Source organism: Dactylosporangium sp. NPDC000555 (assembly GCF_040300025.1).
Lineage (GTDB): Bacteria > Actinomycetota > Actinomycetes > Mycobacteriales > Micromonosporaceae > Dactylosporangium.
The window spans coordinates 49022-63662 of sequence record NZ_JBEPDB010000006.1; the positions used below are offsets into that span (position 1 = coordinate 49022).

General features: G+C 70.2%; 15 protein-coding genes. 5 read left to right on the forward strand and 10 right to left on the reverse strand.

Annotated elements, in window-relative coordinates; translation table 11 throughout:
- Positions 1–89 precede the first annotated feature (89 nt).
- The gene (locus ABT297_RS06425; protein WP_502885505.1) at positions 90–899 is read right to left on the reverse strand and encodes a sulfurtransferase; all 810 of its coding nucleotides are present in this window, start codon (positions 897–899) and stop codon (positions 90–92) included.
- Entirely contained in the window at positions 896–1297 is a 402-nt protein-coding gene (locus ABT297_RS06430) for a recombinase family protein (RefSeq protein WP_350545384.1), read from the reverse strand. The genes ABT297_RS06425 and ABT297_RS06430 overlap by 4 nt, the downstream gene beginning before the upstream one ends.
- A 21-nt stretch (positions 1298–1318) precedes the next feature.
- Between ABT297_RS06430 and ABT297_RS06435 the strand changes: the two genes are divergently transcribed.
- On the forward strand, positions 1319–2026 hold the full coding sequence (locus tag ABT297_RS06435; protein WP_350545387.1) for an iron-dependent transcriptional repressor DtxR: 708 nt from the start codon (positions 1319–1321) through the stop codon (positions 2024–2026).
- 286 nt (positions 2027–2312) lie between these two features.
- Positions 2313–3260: a tetratricopeptide repeat protein gene (locus ABT297_RS06440; protein ID WP_350545390.1), complete on the forward strand. Its 948-nt coding sequence runs from the start codon at positions 2313–2315 to the stop codon at positions 3258–3260.
- On the opposite strand, the gene ABT297_RS06445 is transcribed toward ABT297_RS06440, so the two are convergent.
- Entirely contained in the window at positions 3257–3808 is a 552-nt protein-coding gene (locus ABT297_RS06445; protein WP_350545392.1) for a hypothetical protein, read from the reverse strand. The two genes, ABT297_RS06440 and ABT297_RS06445, sit on opposite strands and share 4 nt — an antisense overlap.
- A gap of 10 nt (positions 3809–3818) precedes the next feature.
- On the reverse strand, positions 3819–5000 hold the full coding sequence (gene lhgD, locus ABT297_RS06450) for an L-2-hydroxyglutarate dehydrogenase (RefSeq protein WP_350545394.1): 1182 nt from the start codon (positions 4998–5000) through the stop codon (positions 3819–3821).
- A 92-nt stretch (positions 5001–5092) separates the two neighbouring features.
- Between lhgD and ABT297_RS06455 the strand changes: the two genes are divergently transcribed.
- Entirely contained in the window at positions 5093–6184 is a 1092-nt protein-coding gene (locus tag ABT297_RS06455; protein ID WP_350545395.1) for a lysylphosphatidylglycerol synthase transmembrane domain-containing protein, read from the forward strand.
- 18 nt (positions 6185–6202) lie between these two features.
- On the opposite strand, the gene ABT297_RS06460 is transcribed toward ABT297_RS06455, so the two are convergent.
- Positions 6203–6580 (reverse strand): GNAT family N-acetyltransferase, encoded by a 378-nt coding sequence (locus ABT297_RS06460; protein WP_350545397.1) that lies wholly within the window; start codon positions 6578–6580, stop codon positions 6203–6205.
- 91 nt (positions 6581–6671) lie between these two features.
- On the opposite strand from ABT297_RS06460, the gene ABT297_RS06465 reads away from it, so the two are divergent.
- The gene (locus ABT297_RS06465; protein ID WP_350545399.1) at positions 6672–7673 is read left to right on the forward strand and encodes an ADP-ribosylglycohydrolase family protein; all 1002 of its coding nucleotides are present in this window, start codon (positions 6672–6674) and stop codon (positions 7671–7673) included.
- Positions 7674–7741: 68 nt separating this feature from the next.
- Here ABT297_RS06465 and ABT297_RS06470 read toward each other — a convergent pair whose 3' ends face one another.
- The 4 genes from ABT297_RS06470 to ABT297_RS06485 form a co-directional block, all read right to left on the reverse strand.
- Entirely contained in the window at positions 7742–8014 is a 273-nt protein-coding gene (locus tag ABT297_RS06470; RefSeq protein WP_350545401.1) for a phosphoribosyltransferase, read from the reverse strand.
- Between the two features lie 86 nt (positions 8015–8100).
- The gene (locus ABT297_RS06475; RefSeq protein WP_350545403.1) at positions 8101–8412 is read right to left on the reverse strand and encodes a hypothetical protein; all 312 of its coding nucleotides are present in this window, start codon (positions 8410–8412) and stop codon (positions 8101–8103) included.
- A 37-nt stretch (positions 8413–8449) separates the two neighbouring features.
- The gene (locus ABT297_RS06480) at positions 8450–9451 is read right to left on the reverse strand and encodes a DNA-processing protein DprA (RefSeq protein ID WP_350545405.1); all 1002 of its coding nucleotides are present in this window, start codon (positions 9449–9451) and stop codon (positions 8450–8452) included.
- Between the two features lie 100 nt (positions 9452–9551).
- Positions 9552–10271, reverse strand: coding sequence for an HAD family hydrolase (locus ABT297_RS06485; RefSeq protein WP_350545407.1), 720 nt, complete (start codon positions 10269–10271; stop codon positions 9552–9554).
- Positions 10272–10599: 328 nt separating this feature from the next.
- Here ABT297_RS06485 and ABT297_RS06490 point away from each other — a divergent pair, with 328 nt between their 5' ends.
- Positions 10600–11718, forward strand: coding sequence for a Shedu immune nuclease family protein (locus tag ABT297_RS06490; protein ID WP_350545409.1), 1119 nt, complete (start codon positions 10600–10602; stop codon positions 11716–11718).
- Positions 11719–11754: 36 nt separating this feature from the next.
- Here ABT297_RS06490 and ABT297_RS06495 read toward each other — a convergent pair whose 3' ends face one another.
- Positions 11755–14613: a vitamin B12-dependent ribonucleotide reductase gene (locus ABT297_RS06495; protein WP_350545559.1), complete on the reverse strand. Its 2859-nt coding sequence runs from the start codon at positions 14611–14613 to the stop codon at positions 11755–11757.
- Positions 14614–14641 lie beyond the last annotated feature (28 nt).

The following is a 14641-nucleotide window of genomic DNA, read 5'->3' on the forward strand; positions in this document are numbered from 1 at the left end:
TCATGCCGACACCTCCGCTTCGCTCCGGCGGCGGCACGAGCTACACCTGTGCTCCCGATTCGCGGCCACTACGCTTCGCTCCGTACCGCTCATGCGGCTTCACCCTTCGCGACGGGACGGCCGGGATCGGTGATCCAGTGGCTCCACGAGCCCACGTACAGGGCGGCGGGCACGCCCCGCTCGTGCAGCGCGAGCACGAGCTGCGCAGCGGTGACGCCGGAGCCGCAGTAGGCGCCGACGCGATCCCCGTCGACGTCCGGCGGGCGCAGCAGCCCGTGCTCGTCGACCGTCTCGGCGGCGGGGAGGTTGCGGGCGCCGGGGATGTGGCCGGCGACGGGATCGACGGGCTCGGTCTCGCCGCGGTACCGCTGCGGGATCCTCGCGTCCAGCAGGACGTTGCGCGGGTCGGACGCCTCGGCCTCGGTCCACACCGGCATGCCGCCGGGCGTGACCGTGACGTCGCCCAGGGCCGGCTCGACGGGGTCGGTGGTCACGGGCCGGCCATCGGCCACCCACGCCGCGTAGCCGCCGTCGAGCACCCGGACGTCGTCGATGCCCGCCCAGCGAAGCGTCCACCAGGCCCGGGCCGCGGCACCGGTGGGATTGGCTCCGCCCGCGTCGTACACCACCACCGGCCGACCGGCGCGGACCCCCAGCCTCCGCAGCGCGGCCTCCAGCGCGGCGGGATCGGGCAGCGGATGGCGTCCACCGGCGCCCGGCCGCCCACAGAGGTCCTCGTCGAGGTCGGCGAAGACCGCGCCGGGCAGATGTCCGGCCGAGTAGGCGGCTCGGCCGTCTTTGGCAAGGGTCCAGCGCACATCGAGAACGGTCGGCGGTTGCGCTGACCGCACCAGCTCAGCAAGCACGGAGACATTCAAGATCGCCCGGTTGGCTGTCACGCTCCAATCTTGTCGTACCCACCCGGCCACCGCCGGGCACGGTCGTTGGCACCGCTCCCGACTGTGGTGATCAGCACACTGGATTCGTCGTAGCGCTTGATCGGCCGCGCCGGCCCGAGCGGCCGGCGGGTCGGACGACCGTAGGTCAGGGCCATGATCACGTCGTGCTGCCGGCTCGACGGCGACGAGCATGGGTCGTCCACGGGCCGCGGCCGCGCGCCGAGTGTGCCCGCGGACACGTCGTTTTCGATGTGAACCCCGGCGACCAGGTAGCCTTGCTTCGCAGCGAGCGCCTGGCAGCCATCCTCCTGGCTTGCCACACCGTGCTCAAGGCCCTCGCGGTTCTCCGAGATACGGCAGTAGATACAGGCTCGCTTAGGCTTGGTCAGGGCGGCCACGGGTGGAAGTGGGTGAACACCATGAGAGTACAGAATCTTCAGGTACAGAAGCACGACCTCGTGGACACCACCGAGATGTACTTGAAGACGATCCTCGAGCTCGAGGAGGAGGGCGTCGTCCCGAAGCGCGCCCGGATCGCCGAACGGTTGCACCAGAGCGGCCCCACCGTCAGCCAGACCGTCGCCCGCATGGAGCGCGACGGGCTGCTCATCGTCGAGGGCGACCGCCACCTGGCGCTCACCGGCCAGGGCCGCGAGCACGCGGTGGCCGTCATGCGCAAGCACCGCCTCGCCGAGCTGCTGCTCGTCAACGTGATCGGGCTGCCCTACGAGGAGGCCCATGAGGAGGCGTGCCGCTGGGAGCACGTCATGAGCGACGCCGTGGAGCAGCGGGTCTACGACCTGCTCGGGCGGCCGACCCGCTCGCCCTACGGCAACCCGATCCCGGGGCTGGACAACCTGCGCGGCAGCGAGGAGACCGACGAGGCCGCCGATCGGGAGCGCAACCTCGCGTTCCCGGGGCTGGTCGGCTCGGTCGTGGTGAGCCGCATCTGCGAGTCGGTCCAGACGGACGCCGACGTGCTGCGGCAGTTGCACACGGCCGGGATCGACCCGGGGGCGACCGTGACGGTCGCCCAGGAGCGGGACGGGGTCAGCATCGATCGCGAAGGGGAGCGGATTCGGCTTCCCCGGGAGGTCGCGTCGCGGGTGTTCGTCGCGGCGGCCTGACGGTCGCCGGCGGCGCGGGGCCGGGGTGCCATCGGGGGGGCCACAGCCCCCTCCTGGCCCCCGGCCCCGCGCCGCCGCCAGGCCGTCTGCCGTACTGTCCGATCGGGCCATCCCGGGGAGCAGCCGGCGGATGCTGACGGTCACGTTCCGCAATCCCGCGCGCGACGGGCTTGTGGTCGCCCTCACGGGCTGGGCGCGACGGCGCAGGGGTGATATTGCGGCCGCCCGAGTTCGATATGACGAGCGCGGGGGCTGAGCGGACCCGTTTCGTGCCTAGGCTGAGCCCGTGGGGCTTGATCTTGCCTTCTCCGACGAACGGCTCGAGAAGGCGCTCTGGGCGCTTGCCGACGATGCCGAGGCCACGCCCGCGATGGAGCTGATCGCGGGCATCGATGACGTACACGAACGGGAGCGCGCCGTCAGCGTGCTCGGCGCCGGCGGGGCGCGGCGGCTCGAGCTGCTGCGCGAGCTGGCGCGGCAGCAGGCGTACCGCCAAGAGCGGTGGCTGCTGCTCGGGGCCTCCCTCGCGGCAGCGGCCTGGGAGGTGCGTGACCCGGCGGCGTCCGACAAGGCCACCTACCGGCAGACGATGGAGCAGCAGGCGCTCGTCGCCGAGGCGCGCTCGGCGCTGCGGCACGCCGCGGCGCTCGGGCGCGACGATCCGGTGCCGTGGAGCGAGCTCGCCGGGGTGGTGATCGGCGCGCCGCTGCACGCCACGGAGGCGGCCGACGCGTTCAAGCGGGCCGCCACCATCGCGCCCGACCTGTACCTCGCGCACGCGCGGCGGCTCATGGCGCTGACCCGGCGCTGGTACGGCACCCCGGACTACTTCCTGGCATTCGCCCGGACGCGCGTGGAGGGGCGGCCCGACGGGCATCCGCTGCACGCGCTCATCGCGCTCGCCCACATCGAGGGCTGCGTCGACGGGCTGCTGCGCGGCAACGTGCTCGGGCGGTTCTGGCGGGCGTGGCGGTACTTCGGCGACCCCGAGGTCCGGCGCGAGACCGACGCGGCCGCGGACCGGCTGCTCGCGGGCGGCGGCGAGTACCGCTCCCACCCGTGGGCGATGCCGGCGCACCAAGCGTTCGCGGCGCTCTTCCACCAGGCCGGCGACGCGGGGCGGACCCGGGCGCACCTGGAGCTCGCCGGGGACCGGCCCGCGGTGTGGCCGTGGCGGTACTTCGGCGACCCGGACAAGCTCTTCGCCGCCGCCCGCAGGTCCGCCGGGCTCTAGAGGCTGCTGAGGTCGATGAGCTTGGCCAGTTCGACGAGCTTCGGAACGGCCTCGGCGGCCCGCTCGTCGGGGGTGCCGGGGGCGAAGCGCAGCGACAGCTCGATGATCCGCTTGTTGCCGGCCAGCCAGCCGACCTCGACGCCGGGGCCTGCCTTGCCCGCCGGCTGGGTCGGCATCTGGTATCCGGCCACGCCCAGGCCCTGCACCGGGGTCGCGTCCTTCGGCTGGATCATCGAGCCGAACACGTCGGCGCCGATCGTCGTCGTGCTCACCGACAGCACCAGGTCGGGGTAGCTGGCGCCGCTGGCCTGCAGCACGCAGCTGAACGTGTTGTCCTGCGACGCGCCCGCGGCGACGCTCAGGTCGAGGCCCAGCTTGGCGTTGACCATGCCGAAGTCGAGCAGCTGGCAGGCGCCACCGGCGGCTGCCGCCGGGGCGGTCGAGGACTTGGCTCCCGGGCTCGCGCCGGCACCGTCGCAGCCGGCGACGAGCAGGGCCGAGAGGCCGACAGACGAGAGGGCAAGGACGGCCATCAGCACCCTTCGCACAGCGGGCACCCTATACCGGCAGGCGCGCGGTGATGTACTTGGCGATCTCCAGCGAGCTCGTCGCGGCCGGCGACGGCGCGTTGAGCACGTGGACCTGCCGGCCCTCGCTGACGATGAGGAAGTCATCGACGAGGTCGCCGGAGGGCGTGATCGCCTGCGCCCGCACGCCCGCCTCGGCCCGCACCAGGTCGTCGGCGGTCACCGCGGGCACCAGCCGGGCCAGGCTGTGCGCGAAGCGCCGCTTCGACAGCGAGCGGCGGACCTCCGTGACGCCGTACCGCAGATGCTTGCGCGCCAGCTGCCACAGCCCGGCGTAGGTGGCGGCGTCGGCCACGTCGCGGGGGCGGATCTTCCCCCACGTGTAGCCCTCCCGCGCCATGGCCAGCACCGCGTTCGGGCCGGCGTGGACGCTCCCGTCGACCATGCGCGTCAGGTGTACCCCCAGAAACGGGAACTGCGGGTCGGGCACCGGATAGATCAGTCCGTTGACCAGGTGCCGGCGATCCTCGCGCAGCTCGTAGTACTCGCCGCGGAACGGGATGATCCGGGCCGGCGGCCGGATCCCGGCCATCCGGGCCACCCGGTCGGCGTGCAGGCCGGCGCAGTTGACCAGCACGTCCGCGACGATGTCCCCGGTCGTGGTGCGCACCACCACCTCCCGGTCGGTGGATCGGATGCCGACGACCGCGGTGTTGAGCCGCAGCGTGGCGCCCGCCTTCTCGGCGATCTCGGCCAGCTTGTCGCAGACCGCCTTGAAGTCGGCGATGCCGGTCGACGCGACGTGGATCCCCTCGACGCAGGCGACCTCCGGCTCGTACTCGCGCGCCTCCGCCTGGCTCACCAGGCGCGCCGGCAGCCCGTTGGCCTGCGCCCGCTCGAACAGGGCGTGCAGCCGGGGCAGTTCCTCGGCGGCGGTGGCGACGATGAGCTTGCCGGTCACCTTGTGCGCGATGCCGTGCTCGGCGCAGAACTCGACCATCGAGGCGCTGCCGGCCTTGCAGAGCGTGGACTTGAGGCTACCGGGCTTGTAGTACACGCCGGCGTGGATCACGCCCGAGTTGTGCCCGGTCTGGTGGGCGCCCCAGACGCCCTCCTTCTCCACGACCGTGACCCGGGCGTCGGGCCGGTCCAGGAGCAGCCGGTGGGCGGTGGCCAGCCCGACAATTCCCCCGCCGATAACCACGTAATGCACGCTGACTCCTCCAAGTCGGATCGCTGCATCTTAATTGCGTGCTAGCGTGACCGACCGTGAGGCGTGAGCCCGGGACGACCACCGGAGTAACGATGGACGACGGGCCGATCACTCCCACCAACCCGGCCGGCACTGTCATACCGGAAGACCCGCTCTCGCCGAATGATACGACGGCCGAGTCGGGTGACCGGGTCGCGCCGCCCGCGACGAGCGGCCGGAAGCCGTGGCGGGCGCGGGCCGTCCAGGCGGTGCGCATCCTCGCCGCCATTGGTATCGCGTACTTCATCGTGGCCACGACCGTCCAGCAGTGGTCCGACGTGTCGGCGACGTTCCGTAACCTGTCGTGGCCGTCGCTGGGCGCCTCGCTCGCCGCCGCGGTCGCCTGCCTGTGGGCGACGATGATGGCCTGGCGGGCGATGGTCGGCAGCCTCGACCACCCGCTGCGCATCCGCGACGCGGCGCCGGTCCAGCTCATCGGCGCGCTGGGCAAATACCTGCCCGGCACAGTCTGGGCGTACGTCGTGCAGATGGAGCTCGGGCGCCGCGTCGGCGTGTCCCGGGCGAAGGTGTTCATCGGCTCGGCCGTCGTCACCGGCCTCGGCGTCACCGTCGGCCTGGTCCTCACCGCGCCCGGCTTCGGGGTCGCGTTCGACGGCGCCCGCGCCGCCGAGCACCGGACGTTCGCGGCCGGCGCGGTGTGGTGCACGGTGATCCTGCTGCCATTCGGCCTGGTCTGCTGCTACCCGCCGCTGCTCACCTGGCTCGTCGGCCGGGCGATGCGGGTGCTGCGCCGCCCGGCCCTGGACCGCCCGATCACCTGGCGCCCGGTCCTGGTCTCCAGCGCCTGGTGCGCCGTCGGCTACCTGGCCGCCGGCGCGCACGTCTGGCTGCTGGTCCGCTCCCACCTGCCCGGCCCGCACGGCCTGATCGGCGGCGTCTTCGCGATGGCCCTGGCGATGAGCATCAGCACGTTCGTCATCGTCGCCCCGTCGGGCCTGGGCGCCCGCGAGTTCCTCATGGCGATCGCGCTGGTCGGCCTGGGCGTGCCGTGGCCGGCGGCGTGGGCCCTGACCCTGGTCTCCCGCCTGCTGTTCACCGTCGCGGACGTCGCCGCGGCGGGCGTCTCCGCCGCGGTGGGCCTGCGCCGCATCCGCCACTCGGCGCCGCCCCCGGTCGCGCGGTAGGCCACTCCGGCGGGCTCGTCAGAGGGCGATCACCCCGGCCGCGGTCGGGGTGAAGCCGCACGCGTCGAGGTAGTAGACCGTCAGGTGCGGCTCGAAGTCGACGTGCAGCCACTCGCAGCCCGCCGCCCGCGCCTCGGCCGCCGCCGTCGCCACGAGGCGGGTACCGACGCCGCGGCGACGCGTCCGCTCGGCCACCCACGTGTCCAGGATGAACGCGTGGCCGCCGCCGTCCCAGGCCACGTTCACGAAACCCACCAGGGCGCCGGCGTCGTCGCGGGCGCAGACCCAGCCCAGGCTGTGCCGGTTGACCCTGGCCCACCAGCCGGGAGAGGCGGTCGCCACGGCGGCCAGCTCGGCGTCGTCGAAGGGTGTGCGCCAGGCATAGGAGATCGTCACCGTGCCAAGGTTAGGCGCCGGGCCGCCCGGGGGTCGCGCATCGATGTCGTTCGGGTATAGCTTGCCCGACGGCTGTCATTGGAGGGTCGCCATGTCGAAGGTGAAGGGTTCCCTGTTCGGTCTCGCGTTCGGCGACGCGCTCGGCGCGCCGACGGAGTTCATGAGCTACGAGGAGATCCTGCGGCGGTACGGCGACCGAGGCCCCCACGAACTGCCCCCGAAAGCGTTGGTCACCGACGACACGCAGATGACCCTCGCCGTCGCCGACGCCCTGCTGAGCGCCCAGGAGGAGCCGCCGGTGACCGCCGAGCGCCTCGAGCCGCGCCTGCGCGGTCGCTTCCTGCAGTGGTGGAGCAGCGACGAGAACGACCGCGCCCCCGGCCGCACCTGCATGGACGCGTGCGCCTCGATGGCCGGCGGCAAGCCCTGGTGGGAGGCGACGATCGCCGGCTCGAAGGGCTGTGGTGCCAACATGCGCGTCGCCCCGATGGGCCTGGCCCCCGGCCTGACCGACGACGAGCGCGCCGGCGCCGCTCAGCTACAGGCGGCGCTGACCCACGGCCACCCGACCGGCCTGGCCGCCTCGGAGCTGACCGCCCTGGCCGTGCGCTGGCTCCTCGACGGCCTGCCGGTCGCCGAGCTGCCGGCCGCGTTGCGCGCCCGCTGCGCCTCCCAGCGCACGGTGTACCGCGGCGACTGGCTCGGCGACCACCTGTGGCGCCGCGCGCCGGCGGAGTCCCCCGAGCGGTTCATCGCCACCGGCTGGGACGAATGCCAGGCCGCCCTGTCCGGCCTCGAGGACGCCGTGCGCTACGTCGGCCCGGACGCCGACCCGTGCTCGGCCGCGGGCGCCGGCTGGGTCGCCGAGGAGGCCCTGGCCACGGCCGTGTACTGCCTGCTGCTCTTCCCGGACTCCCCGATCGACGCGATCGCGAGAGCCGCCGCGTCCTCCGGCGACTCGGACTCGATCGCCTCCCTGACCGGCAGCTTCGCCGGCGCCGTCCACGGCGAGCACGCCTGGCCGGCCGAGTGGTACACCCGCATCGAGTACCGCCCGGACCTGGACCGCCTCTCCGCCGCCTGGACCGCCTAGCCTCAAACATCCTCCGACAAGAACAGGGGCCCTACCGTCCCTCCGGCTCGATGCAGCAGCGCTCCAGATCACCACTGCGCCGATCTGAGACGGCCGATCATTGACGCCGATGGCCCGAAGGCCGGATTCACGTGTCGTCCCAGAACCACCGCCGCGACGGCGACGGCACCGGCATCCTTGAGCGCGAAGGCGAGCGACTGGAGCCTGCCACCGCTGGTCCAGGTGTCGTCGAGGAGCAGTACCCGAGCCCTGGCCACCGGCCCGGGCGGGACGAAGAAGCGATCGCGGTGGAAATCGCGATCCTCATTGGAGTAGGCAGAGCTGGCCATCACCTGCAGCATCGGAAGTCCGACCCGCCTCGCGAGAATGATCTCGACGGGATGCGGGCCCCGCTGTCCCCTGGTCGACGGAACGGTCGTCGCGTGCGTCAATGGCCCGCCAGCCGCTTCGGCAAAACATTTCCAATGTTGCCGAAGAAACATGACACCGAGGGCGGAGAGGCTTCGCTGTGCCAACTGCGAGGGTACGGGGCCTTGTACGCCGCCAGGTTGTGCGCGTGCTGGCCGTTCTTCACCGCATAGGCGATCGGGACGACGACGTCCGCCAGCCGTCCGCCCGATGCATAACGGTGCTGCCGGCAGGGATAACAGAATTCGAAGCGTGGTTCGACCGGCCCCCGGCAGACGGCGCAGATGCCGGCGCCCAATGGAAGCGGGTTACGCAGAAAGTTGCGCTGCATTTCCACGGACCGCCGGGCAGCGGTCCAAATGTCGTCATTACCGTCTTCGGACAAGGGGAGGTAGCCCCTCCAGCGGGTCCAGAGCATCAGGAATCTGGCTGACAATGTACTCCACCGCCTCGAGCAATTGCTCGACGGTCCGCACCACCATTACGCCCGGCCGGGTGGCGTAGTCACGTGCCCAGTCGTGGACAAGCAGCGAATCGATCAGCACCACCGGGCGGCCATGCTGCAGCGCAAGTCTGGCCTGCATTCGAGCGCCACTCTGATACGCCGCCTCGATGACGACTGTCGCCGCCGCGTATCCGCTCATGACCGCATTACGCATGGGAAACGTCTGCTTGGTCGGCGGCGCGTCGGGCCAGAACTGACTCAGTACCAGTCCATCCCTGACGATCCGGTTTTGAAGCGATCGGTTGGTCGCAGGATAGTACCGATTGACGCCGGTTCCGATGATCGCGACCGTGCGGCCACCCACGCGCAGCGCCGCCTCGTGCGCGGCAGTGTCGATGCCTTTGGCAAGGCCCGACACCACGGTCACGCCGCTCTCGGCCAATGCGGCCGCCGCGGTCCGGGCGGTCGCGAGGCCACGCTCGGTCGGGTTGCGCGTTCCCACGACGGCCGCCGCCCGCCGATCCTGAGCCAAGGCTCCTCGGGTGAAGACCACCGGCGGCATCTGATGGATGTCGCGCAGTTGGGCTGGATACGTGTCGTCGAAGAGGCAGTGCACGGCGATCCCACTGGCGAGCCAGTCGCGCACCTCGGCCGCGGAGGCGTCGAGCACACCGTCGATCGCGTTGTCGTCGTCGAACAGCGTCGCGCCGGAGTACAGCGCCCGACGTAGCACCGGCATCGCGCTGCCCTCGGCAAGCACGTCCGCGGTGATGTCCGCCCACCGAGCGCCCGGACGCCGCAGCAACGCCACCAGGGCGGCGGTCTCGGCCAAACGATCTTCCGGCATGCCTTCGATCCTATGAGCCGTGGGTGCCGGCGGCAGCGGTGCATGGACCACGACGGCTCCCCCCTTCGGCTCGATCATCCTTCAAGGGTATACGTAATCGAACGCATGTTCTATTAGTCCGCCGTGTGTGGCCGGAGGCACCTGGATCGTCTGCGCCATCTCGGCCGGCGTGATGGCGTCATGCGAGAGCCGGATGGCCTCCGCCGTTCCCGACCATCTGCAGAACCGTGCCCAGTCCGTGCACCGGGCCGTCCGTCCGAGGCAGGATCAACGTTCGAATCTTCAAGGGCACTCCGCCGACGTCGTCCCTGGGGCTGTCGCCGACCATCAAGGTCTGGATGCCCGGAACGTCGAGCAGTTCCAGCGCGCGGGCGTAGATCGCCGGGTCGGGTTTCACCAGACCCACCTCGAAGGACAGCACTACGCCGTCGAGTAGACCACTCACACCGAACCGATCGAGGAGGGGACGAATGTCCAGCCCGATATTGGACAGCACCACGATCCTGACGCCGCGCGACTTCAGTTCTCGAAGGACAGGGAGGGCATCGTCGAAGAGCGCCCACTGATCCGGCATCACCGCGTACAGCGCAGCGATCAGATCGGGTTTGATACCGGGAAACAGGGCGACCGTCCTGTTGAAGACGTCCCAATGACGATCCTGGCTGAGATCGCGCTCGCTTCTGGGGTCGATCGTGTGGGCGTGCTGCCAGATCTGGTCGAGATGCTCGCGCAGGCCCGCGATCTGGTCGGCGCTCAGGTCCGGCTTCGCGCTTCCGCCCTCGGCCAGATGGCGGAGGGCGGCGTCGATCCAACGACCGGCATCGCCGCTCCCAACCAGCGTGGCGTGGAAGTCAAAGATGACCCCCTTGATCGGTTCGGGTGCCACATCGTTGAGCATGCTGCAGCCTAACTGCCCCGCCGCTCTCGACGCCGCGGTCGGCCGCAACGGAAAGTCCCCGGACGTCAGCGCCCGGGGGACGTCCCTTTGGTCAGAATCGCCGCTGACTCTGCGATCTCAGGATGCCCCTGGAGAGGACACCCCGAGAATGGTCAGTCTCAGCTGTTCCTGGGAAGTTAGGGGGTGCCTTCTGCCTGTGAGTGTCTCCCAAAATCAACACCTGACGGCAGCGGGCATGCGCGAGGATGCCATGTGCGCTTCCTAGCCACCCGGGCGCGGCCTCCTGTACCAGACAGTCATGTCATACCCCCGTGCGACGCTTCCCGACATGCCTGGACCTCGCTCGCGCGTCCGATCCGACTTCACCCTGCGCCTGCTGCTCGAGAAGATCGTCGAGTACGGCCTTTCCGACCACATCCGCAACCTCGTCGAGGACGCGCAGCGGCACATGGGATACCGCAGTCCCTATCGCGGCGGCAGGACGCTCACCGATCTGCTGCGTCAGGCTCATGCCGGGGCCCGCGCCGAAGACGACCAGGACGCCGCCGAGCGGTTGGAGGACGCCCTCTCGTACGCGACCAACATCATGGTCGCCCCAGACTTGGAGATCAAGTATCAGCTGCTCGGCGGCGCCCGTGGCCGACACGCGAACGCGCTGACCACCATCGTGTCGCATTCCGCGACATTCGTCGCCGACCAGGTTCGCACGTTCCTCGACGATCACCCGCAGGCAACCCGCGACGAGCTGATGGCATATCTCGACGAGATGAAGCGCCTGGTCATCACGGACGTGGCGGGGGCAGCCGGGGTCTTCGAGCTCAGCCGTGGCATGAACGAGCAGGCGACCTGGATGACGGAGGTGCTACTCGACCGCTTGCACACCGACGATTCAAGCGTCGGCGTCACGCCAACCGCTGAGGCTTCGGCAGAAGAAATCGCCGACGTGGTGTTGCTGCGCGCACGGCGCCGGGCGCTTCGGGAGCTCGATGCCGTCGTCCTCAACCGGCACAGCAGCGAGCGCGACCTGCAGCGGGCGTTGGAGAAGAATCTCTGGATATTCGGTGGGATGCAGCTGGCGGACAGGCCCGGCCCACGGCGAATCAGTAGCGGAATCGAGTTGGACCTAACGCTGCTCCGGCCGGACGGCACCGTGCACGTGGTCGAGTTGAAGCGGGCCGCCGTTGCGCTGCTCACCCATCAGCGGGATGAATGGCAGGTCCGCCCAGGTCAGAACGTACAGGGCGGCGGGTCGGGGAAGATCACGAGCCGCCACCCTGTGTGCCCGCAGCCGCTGTCACCGGACGCGGCGGAACGACATTCACCGGCACGCCTTCGCCCCTCCCGATGCACGCCTGGCCAAAAAACGGATGCCTCCCACCCCAGATCGGGTGAGAGGCGTCCGTTGAGTTCTCCACCAGGAGAGATGTCAACCCATCGTTCCTCTTAGGCAGTACTCACGGGAGACATCTCTAACTTCCCAAGTTCAGCTGCAGCCGCTGGTGGAGCCGCAGCCCTCGCAGACGTAGCAGCTGCCCGCGGGGCGCATCTTCGTGCCGCAGGTGAAGCACAGCGGCGCGTCGGCGGCCTTGCCCTGGACCAGTTCGAGCAGCTCCGTAGAGGAGCCGATGCGGCGCGGCGTCTCGATCTCGACGGGCTTGGAGGCTGTCGACGGCTTCTCCGCGGCGACCGGCTTCACCACCGGGGCCGAGTTTCGCATCTCGGTGAGGTCGACGTCGGACTCGCCGCCGCCGGCCTCGGCGCGCAGCTGGGCCGCGCGCTCCGCCGAGGTCAGGATGCCCAGCTCCGAGCGGGTGTCGAAGTCGAGGAAGTCCAGCGCCAGGCGGCGGAAGATGTAGTCCATGACCGAGCTCGCCAGGCGGATGTCCGGGTCGTCGGTCATGCCGGCCGGCTCGAAGCGCATGTTGACGAACTTCGAGACGTAGGTCTCCAGCGGCACGCCGTACTGCAGGCCGATGGAGATCGCCACCGAGAACGCGTCCATGACGCCGGCGAGGGTGGAGCCCTGCTTCGACATCTTGAGGAAGACCTCGCCGAGGCCGTCGTCCGGGTAGGACGAGGCGGTCAGGTACCCCTCGGCGCCCGCGACCGAGAACGACACGGTCGAGCTGGGCCGCTTCTTCGGCAGCCGCTTGCGCACCGGGCGGTACTCGATCACCTTCTCGGTCTTGACGACCTCCTGGGCTACCGGCTCGGGCTCGGCGTCCTTCTTCTTCGACACGGCCGACAGCGGCTGGCCGACCTTGCAGTTGTCGCGGTAGATCGCCAGGGCCTTGAGGCCGAGCTTCCAGCCCTGGTAGTAGATCTCCTCGACGTCCTCGACGCTCGCCGACTCCGGCATGTTGACCGTCTTGGAGATGGCGCCGGAGATGAACGGCTGGATCGCCGCCATCATCCGCACGTGGCCCATCGGGGCGATGGTCCGCTCGCCCATCGCGCAGTCGAACACGCTGTAGTGCTCGGTGCGCAGGCCGGGGGCGTCGACGACGTGGCCGTGCGCCGAGATGTGCTCGACGATCGCCTCGACCTGCTCCTCCTGGTAGCCCAGGGTGCGCAGGGCCCGCGGCACGGTCTGGTTGACGATCTGCATCGAGCCGCCGCCGACGAGCTTCTTGAACTTGACCAGGGCCAGGTCGGGCTCGACGCCGGTGGTGTCGCAGTCCATCATCAGGCCGATGGTGCCGGTCGGGGCGAGGACGCTGGCCTGCGAGTTGCGCCAGCCGTTCTTCGCGCCGATGCCGTTGCCCAGGGCCCACTGCGCCGTCGCCGCGTCCTTGATCGCGGCGTCGACGGCGCCCACGCTGCCGATGGCGTCGTTCGCGGCGGCGTGCTTGTGCATGACCCGCTGGTGCGCGGAGGCGTTGCGGGCGTAGCCGTCGTACGGTCCGACGACGCCGGCCAGCTCGGCCGAGCGGCGGTAGGCGGTGCCGGTCATCAGGCTGCTGATCGCCGCCGCGACACCCCGGCCGCCATCGGAGTCGTACGCCAGGCCGCTGGCCATGAGCAGCGCGCCCAGGTTGGCGTAGCCGATGCCGAGCTGACGGTACGCGCGGCTGGTCTCGCCGATCTTCTCGGTCGGGAAGTCGGCGAAGGAGATCGAGATGTCCATCGCGGTGATGACGAGCTCGACAGACTTGACGAACTTCTCGATGGCGAACGTGCCATCGGCGTTGAGGTACTTGAGCAGGTTCAGCGAGGCCAGGTTGCAGCTGGAGTTGTCCAGGTGCATGTACTCGCTGCACGGGTTGGAGGCGGTGATACGGCCGGTCTCCGGGCAGGTGTGCCAGTCGTTGATCGTGTCGTCGTACTGGATGCCGGGATCGGCACACTCCCATGCGGCGTGGGCGAGCTTGTGGAACAGCTCCTTGCCCTTGACGGTGGAGATCACGGTGCCGTCGAGGCGGGAGCGCAGCCCGAACTCGGCGTCCTCCTCGACCGAGCGCATGAACTCGGCGGAGACGCGTACCGAGTTGTTGGCGTTCTGGTACTGGACGCTGACGATGTCCTTGCCGCCGAGGTCCATGTCGAAGCCGGCGTCGCGCAGGGCGCGGATCTTGTCCTCTTCGCGGGCCTTGGTCTCGATGAACTCCTCCACGTCCGGGTGGTCGACGTCGAGGATCACCATCTTGGCCGCGCGGCGGGTGGCACCGCCGCTCTTGATGGTGCCGGCGGACGCGTCGGCGCCGCGCATGAACGACACCGGGCCGCTGGCGGTGCCGCCGCTGGACAGCAGCTCCTTGGAGGAGCGGATCCGCGACAGGTTGACGCCGGAGCCGGAGCCGCCCTTGAAGATCAGGCCCTCCTCCTTGTACCAGTCGAGGATCGAGTCCATCGAGTCGTCGACGGCGAGGATGAAGCAGGCGCTCACCTGCTGCGGCGACGGCGTGCCGACGTTGAACCAGACCGGCGAGTTGAAGCTGAACACCTGGTGCAGCAGCATCCAGGTCAGCTCCTGGCCGAACACCTCGGCGTCGCGGTCGGTCGCGAAGTAGCCGTGCGCCTGCCCGGCCCGCTGGTACGTCGACACCACGCGGTCGATCAGCTGGCGCAGCGACTGCTCGCGCGCCGGGGTGCCGACCGCGCCGCGGAAGTACTTGGTGGTGACGATGTTGGCGGCGTTGACGCTCCACGTCGCCGGGAACTCGACCCCCCGCTGCTCGAAGTTGATCGAGCCGTCCCGCCAGTTCGTCATGACGATGTCGCGACGCTCCCACGCCACCTCGTCATACGGGTGTACACCCTCGGTCGTCCAGACCCGCTCGACCCTCAGCCCCTCCCGCTGGTCCTTGCGTGCCGACGCCTTCGTCTTCGTCTCCCCCGCCATCCGCGGCCCCCTCATCGTCGTCATTCGT

Bases quoted from the DNA above. Each gene is read 5' to 3' on its own strand.
- ABT297_RS06455 (WP_350545395.1), top strand. From the start codon at position 5,093: ATGGACGACGGGCCGATCACTCCCACCAACCCGGCCGGCACTGTCATA.
- ABT297_RS06465 (WP_350545399.1), top strand. From the start codon at position 6,672: ATGTCGAAGGTGAAGGGTTCCCTGTTCGGTCTCGCGTTCGGCGACGCG.
- ABT297_RS06435 (WP_350545387.1), top strand. From the start codon at position 1,319: ATGAGAGTACAGAATCTTCAGGTACAGAAGCACGACCTCGTGGACACC.
- ABT297_RS06470 (WP_350545401.1), bottom strand. From the start codon at position 8,014: ATGCTGCAGGTGATGGCCAGCTCTGCCTACTCCAATGAGGATCGCGAT.
- ABT297_RS06490 (WP_350545409.1), top strand. From the start codon at position 10,600: ATGCCTGGACCTCGCTCGCGCGTCCGATCCGACTTCACCCTGCGCCTG.
- ABT297_RS06485 (WP_350545407.1), bottom strand. From the start codon at position 10,271: ATGCTCAACGATGTGGCACCCGAACCGATCAAGGGGGTCATCTTTGAC.
- ABT297_RS06475 (WP_350545403.1), bottom strand. From the start codon at position 8,412: ATGCAGCGCAACTTTCTGCGTAACCCGCTTCCATTGGGCGCCGGCATC.
- ABT297_RS06480 (WP_350545405.1), bottom strand. From the start codon at position 9,451: ATGATCGAGCCGAAGGGGGGAGCCGTCGTGGTCCATGCACCGCTGCCG.
- ABT297_RS06495 (WP_350545559.1), bottom strand. From the start codon at position 14,613: ATGGCGGGGGAGACGAAGACGAAGGCGTCGGCACGCAAGGACCAGCGG.